We start from the raw sequence: 5,791 nt of genomic DNA on the forward strand, positions 1-5,791 counted from the left end.
GACGAAGCCGCCGGCGCCGAGATGGCTTGCGGATCTGATGACCACGAAGCACCGGAAGGGGTTCTTCATCTCGGGCGACTCCTTCGCCTTGCAACACACCCATCGCGGCAGCACGACGCTCTACGTGACCTTCGACAACCTCTCGAGCGTGCGCGCGCCCTCGCGCCTGCGCGACCCCTGGGGCTACGGCTTCGCCGAAAAGCAGGGCTGGTCCGGCCTCGGCGTGCTGAGCTACCGGCCGAACTGGTTCCGCGACGACAGCCTGATCAGCGAGTTGGAGAAACTCTCCGCCTCCGGCTTCTTCGCCGAGTTCCGGAAGGTCGTGTTCTGCGGCACCTCGATGGGCGGCTACGCCGCCTGCGCCTTCGCCTCGCTGGCGCCCGGCTGCACGGTCATCGCCTTCTCGCCGCAATCGACGCTCGACCGCAGCCTCGCCGGCTGGGACGAGCGCTACCGGACCGGCTCCGCCGCCGACTGGACCGGCCCCTATGCCGACGCCGCGCGCGAGATCCGCAGTGCGGGACGGGCCTTCATCATCCACGACCGGCAGGTCGCCGAGGACCGCCGCCACGCCGACCGGCTGGACGGCGACAACGCCCTGCTGCTGAACGCGCGGCACTCGGGCCACTTCACCGCCCAGTTCCTGAGCCAGATCGGCATCCTGCCCGACGTCGTCCGGGCCGCCGAATCCGGCGAGCTGGACAGCGCGCGGTTCTACGCCCTCTACCGCCGCGCCCGCGACTATCGCCGCTACCTCCTCGGCGTCACGGCGCGCGTTCAGGAACACCCGAGCGCCCGCCTGAAGGACAGGCTGCACGAGGTGCTGGCGGCGCGGAACAAGCTGGGGCTGGCGAAGGACCTGCACCCGGCGAGTCTCGAGTCGTGACCGGGAGAGCCGGAGGTGGTTCCTGTACGGCTCCGGCCGGGAGATGGCGTGCGACCGGCCGTTGCCCGACGGCAGGGGAGCCGGAGCTGCAGCAGCTCTGACGCGACCGAATGCGGCGGCGCAGTCAGGGCAGCGCCGCGGCGACCATCGCAGGGAAGGAGAGGAGCGAAGGCGCAAACAGGTGCGGCGAACAGGATGTCAGATGTTCAGGAGAAGGGCCGATGTGAAAACGAAGGCTGTGCCAAAGCGGAGTTGAATACCGAATTCTGGCATCATCCGCGGCAGGCGTAAGGCTTTAGGATAATCATATACACCATTGGATCCCATTAAGGAGACGCGGCGGCTGATGTGCCGATCCAGACATCTGCGTTAAATTTCAACAGGTAGCAAGCAAGGAGAGCAAATTTCGCCAAACGCTTCGAAAACAATCTCTGCCCCCGAATCTCAATTCACCTGTCGTTGCCCCGCGGGAAGACCGGCTGCGAACAAGCCGCGCAGCTTTCACCTGCTTGCTCTTAGTCGAACTATGCTTGTGCGCCAGAGACTTACACGGTTGATTCATCACGTAATCCCCGAATTTAAGGCCTGCTCTCATTGGCGTAACTCTGCCCACTGGATCAGAACCTGCAGCGACTCTTTCAAACCGTAAAATTTGACGAATCAAGCTAAAACCGTTAACGTTAGTTAAGTTTCCGGATCAAAGAGTTGTTATGGATGCCTTGGTCGGTTTCACGGGCTTCGTTGGCAGCACCCTTTGCCGACAGCACGATTTCAGCGCCGTTTTCAACCGATTGAACATCGCCCAGGCGGCGGGTTCGAAGTTCGATAGCGTGGTTTGCGCCGCCGCACCCGGATCGATGTTCACCGCCAACCGCTTTCCCGAACAGGATGCCGCCGCCACCGAGGCGTTGATGGAGGACCTGCGCCCGATCAAGGCGCGGCAGTTCATCCTGATCTCCTCGATCGCGGTCTTTGCCGATTTCGGCGGCGACGACGAGTCGAGCCGCAGCTTCCAAACCGCGCTGGCCTATGGCCGCAACCGGCGGAGGCTGGAAGAGTTCTGCCTGCAGAGGTTCGGGCGCTGCCTGATTGTCCGCCTCCCCGCGCTGTTCGGCTGCGGGATCCGGAAGAACTTCCTCTTCGACCTGCTGAACCCGATGCCCAGCCTTCTTGCCGAACCCCGGCTTGCCGAGTTGGCGGACAGGTTGCCGGCAGGCCTGGGTCAGGGGCTGAGGGCGATCTACCGGCATGATCCCTCCACTGGGCTGCAGGTCATCGACCGCGCGGCGCTTGCGGCGACGGGGCAGCGCCCGGCATACGATGCCGCGGTGACGGCGCTCGGAATGTCGGCGGTGCAGTTCACCCACCCCGAAAGCCACTTCCAGTATTATGACATGACCCGGCTCTGGACGGATATCTGTCTCAGCCTCCAGGCCGGTCTCGACATCATCCATCTCGCGCCCGAACCATTGGAGGCGGGGATCATCCACGAGGCCTTGCTGGGCCGGCCGATGCCGGCGACGCCGGCGAAGATCCACCGCGAGGACATGCGCACCCGCCATGCCGCGCTCTGGGATCGGCCGGGCCGCTATATCGCGACGTCGGACGAGGTGCTGGACCGGCTGCGGCAGTTCCACGCCGTGGAGAGGGAAGCGGCATGAAACTCGCGGTCTCCAACATCGCCTGGTCCCCGGAGCATCGCGCGGCGGCCTATGACATGCTGCAGGCGCATGGCGTCCGGGGGCTGGAGATCGCGCCCGGCCTATTCTTCGACCGGAGCGCCGATCCCTTCGCGCCCACCGGGGAGGAACTGGCGCAGGCGATGCGCGAGGCGCGGCGGGCGGGGCTGGAGCTGGTGTCGATGCAGGCGCTGCTCTTCGGGGCCGCGGGCGCGGCGTTGTTCGGCAGCCCGCGGGAACGCGAGGCGTTCCGTTCGGCGATGCTGCGCGCAATTGGGCTGGCGGGGCGGCTGTCGATCCCGAACCTCGTCTTCGGCTCGCCGCGGCAGCGGGTCGTGCCGGAGGGCATGACCGAGGCCGAAGCACAGGAGCTGGCGCTGCGCAGCTTCGCCGAACTGGGCGACGCGGCGCGGCGGGCGGGCACGAAGCTCGGGCTGGAGGCCAATCCCGCCGCCTATGGCGCCAACTTCCTGACCACGCTGGAGGAGGCGGACGCCTTCATGGCGCGGCTGGATCATCCGGCGGTGACGCTGACCCTGGATCTCGGCGCGATGCACATGAACGGGTCCTTCCCCCGGATCGCGGATTGCGTGGCCCGGCTGGCCTCGCCGATCAGCCATGTGCATGTCAGCGAGCCCCATCTCGCCCCCGCGCCCGCCGATGCCGGACAGGCGGCCACGGCCCTCACGGCGCTGAGCCGCCGCGGCTATTCCGGCTGGGTGTCCATCGAGATGAAACAGCCGCCCGAACCCGTGGTGACGACGCTGGAGGCCGCGCTGGGAAGGCTCCAGCAAGCCGTCGGGCTCGCGAGCAAGGAGGCGAGCCTGACATGAAACCGCCGCCGCTCCGCGAGGATATCTTCGTGTCGGTCTGCATTCCGGACCTGGCGCTGACCGGCACGGCGGCCTCCGAGTTCCAGGAGCTCTGCGCCGGCATCGCCGCGCGCTTCCGCTTCTGGGAGGTGCTGCTGACGGTTTCCGCCGAGAACGCCGACGACTACGAGCCGCTGATGGCGCGGATCGGCAACATCCGCCTGCTGAAGCTGCGCCATGGCACGCCCTTCTATCGCCGGCGCGTGGCGGCGGCCTCGGAGGCGATCGGCGACGTGGTGGTGCTGACGTCGGTCGACGAGCAGGCGGGGCTCGACATCGTCGCGATGATCGAGCGCGCCGCGGCCAGCAACACCATCGTGCTGGGCAAGCGGGGGTCGCGCAGCCCGATGAACCCGCTGCTCGAGGCCCTCGGCCGCAGCGCAGGGTTCCGCGTCAGTTCGCGCAGCATGCTGACGATGGCTTATCCGCGCACCCTGCTGAACCGGCTGCTCGCCCATCCCGATCCGCAGCTGGCGCTGCGCTTTCCGCCGGCGGATCAGGCGCTGCCGGTCCTGTGGCAGCCGGCCACGGTGCAGCGGCGGCGGCGGCTGTTCAGCGATTTCGGCCGCAAGCTCGGCCTGGTGCAGAAGCTGCTGGTGAGCTCGGCTCCGCGCGTGCTGACGCTGGTCGCCTCGCTGTCGCTCCTGGTGGCCTTGGGCTCGGTCGCGCTGGCGATCTATGCGGTGGTGGTCTGGCTGACGCTGAGCGGGGTGCAGCCGGGATGGTTCACCCTGACCCTCGTGTTGAGCCTCACCGCGCTGTTCCTGTCCGTCGCCATCTTCGGCCTGTCGATCGGCCTGCAGAAGCTGGTCGAGTCGGTGTCGGGGGCGCTCGGCGATGACATCCTCGATGAACGCAGTTCGGTCGACCTCTTCGGCCAGGTGATGAAGGAGCTGAATGTCGAGGTGGTGGATCAGGCTCAGCCGGCGCTCGCCGCGCGGGAGGGTGCCTGGTCGCGGCCCCTGCCCCTGCCGGACGCAACGGCATGACGCGCCCGGCTGTCGATTGCCTGGTGATCGGCGGCGGCTTCTACGGTTGCAGCCTTGCGCTGTTCCTGCGCTCGGTGTCCGAGCGGATCACTCTGGTGGAGGCCGGGCCGCGGCTGATGGACCGCGCCTCGCGGGTCAACCAGGCGCGGGTGCATACCGGCTTCCACTATCCGCGCTCGGCGCTCACCGCGGCGAAGTCGATGGTGCTGCACCGCCGCTTCGCCGAGGACTTCCCCGAGGCGATCCGCTCCGATTTCCAGATGCTCTACGCCATCGCCCGCCGCCGGTCGAAGGTCTGCGCCAAGCGCTTCCACCGGATGTTCGCCGAGATGGGCGCGCCGATCTCCCCAGCGACGCGATCGCAGGCGGCGCTGTTCGACCCGACGACCATCGAGGCCGCCTTCGCCTGCACCGAGCATGCCTTCGACTATTCCGTCCTGCGCGACCACATGGAGCACCGGCTCGACGCGCTGGGGATGGATGTTCGACTAGGGACCCGCGTCGAGCAACTGGAAGAGCGCGCCGATGGCGTCATCGTCCGGCTGTCCTCGGGCGACGAAATCCATGCGCGGCATGTCTTCAACGTCACCTATGCCCAGATCAACCACATCCTGCGCCGGGGCTCGCTGCCCGAAGCCAGCCTGAAGCACGAGTTGACCGAGATCGCGCTGATCCGACCGCCGGCAGCGCTGGAGGGCTTTGGCATCACCATCATGGACGGGCCATTCCTGTCGGTGATGCCCTATCCGGCCGAGGCGCTGCATTCGCTGACCCATGTGCGCTACACCCCGCAGATGAGCTGGACCGACGCGACCAGCCGCCATTCGGCCTATGGCGTCTTCGCCGCCGCAGAACCGCAGAGCCGGCAGCGCCACATGATCCTCGACGGGCTGCGCTACGTGCCGAGCCTCGCCGAGAGCCTCTGGGTGAAGTCGATCTACGAGGTGAAGACGGTGTTGGTGAAGAACGAGCAGGATGACGGCCGGCCGATCCTCTACCAGCAGCAGCCGCCGGGATCGCGGGTCATCTCCATCCTCGGCGGCAAGATCGACAACATCTACGACCTGTTCGATCTGGTGCGGACCACCCGGCCGGAATGGGCCGCGGCGAACGAGAGCCTGCTGTGCCCGCCCCGCGGCGGCGACCTGCAGAGGACCGCCTGATGCGGCGCGGGGCGGCCGAGCTCCTGCGCTTCGGTCTGGTCTCGACTCTGGGGCTGGGGGTCGATCTGTTGGTCGCCTACGGGCTCGCGGCCTTGCTGGAGATAAGCCTGCCGCTCGCCGCGCTCGCCGGTTTCCTGGCGGGCGCGGCGCTGAACTACGCCCTGCACCACCTCTGGACCTTCCGTGCGGTCCCCCGCCGGCG

The 5,791-nt window shown here is 67.4% G+C and carries 5 protein-coding genes and 1 pseudogene; all 6 read left to right on the forward strand.

Translation table 11 applies throughout. The annotated features are described in order from the left end of the window. Positions 1–886: pseudogene (locus C5F48_RS21410) on the forward strand (hypothetical protein); the annotation flags it as partial. Positions 887–1,743: 857 nt separating this feature from the next. Beyond that, positions 1,744–2,547: a Rossmann-fold NAD(P)-binding domain-containing protein gene (locus C5F48_RS21415; protein ID WP_245941340.1), complete on the forward strand. Its 804-nt coding sequence runs from the start codon at positions 1,744–1,746 to the stop codon at positions 2,545–2,547. Next, positions 2,544–3,398, forward strand: coding sequence for a sugar phosphate isomerase/epimerase family protein (locus C5F48_RS21420; protein ID WP_107665792.1), 855 nt, complete (start codon positions 2,544–2,546; stop codon positions 3,396–3,398). The genes C5F48_RS21415 and C5F48_RS21420 overlap by 4 nt, the downstream gene beginning before the upstream one ends. Next, positions 3,395–4,426, forward strand: coding sequence for a hypothetical protein (locus C5F48_RS21425; RefSeq protein WP_181247747.1), 1,032 nt, complete (start codon positions 3,395–3,397; stop codon positions 4,424–4,426). Before C5F48_RS21420 ends, C5F48_RS21425 begins: the two co-directional genes overlap by 4 nt. Further along, a complete protein-coding gene (locus tag C5F48_RS21430) occupies positions 4,423–5,589 on the forward strand; it encodes an FAD-dependent oxidoreductase (protein ID WP_107665793.1) in 1,167 nt (388 codons plus the stop codon). Before C5F48_RS21425 ends, C5F48_RS21430 begins: the two co-directional genes overlap by 4 nt. Next, on the forward strand, positions 5,589–5,791 hold a 203-nt coding region (locus C5F48_RS21435), incomplete at its 3' end, for a GtrA family protein (RefSeq protein ID WP_181247748.1). The genes C5F48_RS21430 and C5F48_RS21435, both read left to right, overlap by 1 nt.

Origin of the sequence: Cereibacter changlensis JA139 (assembly GCF_003034985.1) — a bacterium.
In the GTDB taxonomy this organism is placed as follows: Bacteria; Pseudomonadota; Alphaproteobacteria; order Rhodobacterales; family Rhodobacteraceae; genus Cereibacter; species Cereibacter changlensis.

What these genes read in the sequence shown, in the direction of transcription:
- C5F48_RS21425 (WP_181247747.1), top strand. Translation starts at nt 3,395, where the DNA reads ATGAAACCGCCGCCGCTCCGCGAGGATATCTTCGTGTCGGTCTGCATT.
- C5F48_RS21420 (WP_107665792.1), top strand. Translation starts at nt 2,544, where the DNA reads ATGAAACTCGCGGTCTCCAACATCGCCTGGTCCCCGGAGCATCGCGCG.
- C5F48_RS21415 (WP_245941340.1), top strand. Translation starts at nt 1,744, where the DNA reads ATGTTCACCGCCAACCGCTTTCCCGAACAGGATGCCGCCGCCACCGAG.
- C5F48_RS21430 (WP_107665793.1), top strand. Translation starts at nt 4,423, where the DNA reads ATGACGCGCCCGGCTGTCGATTGCCTGGTGATCGGCGGCGGCTTCTAC.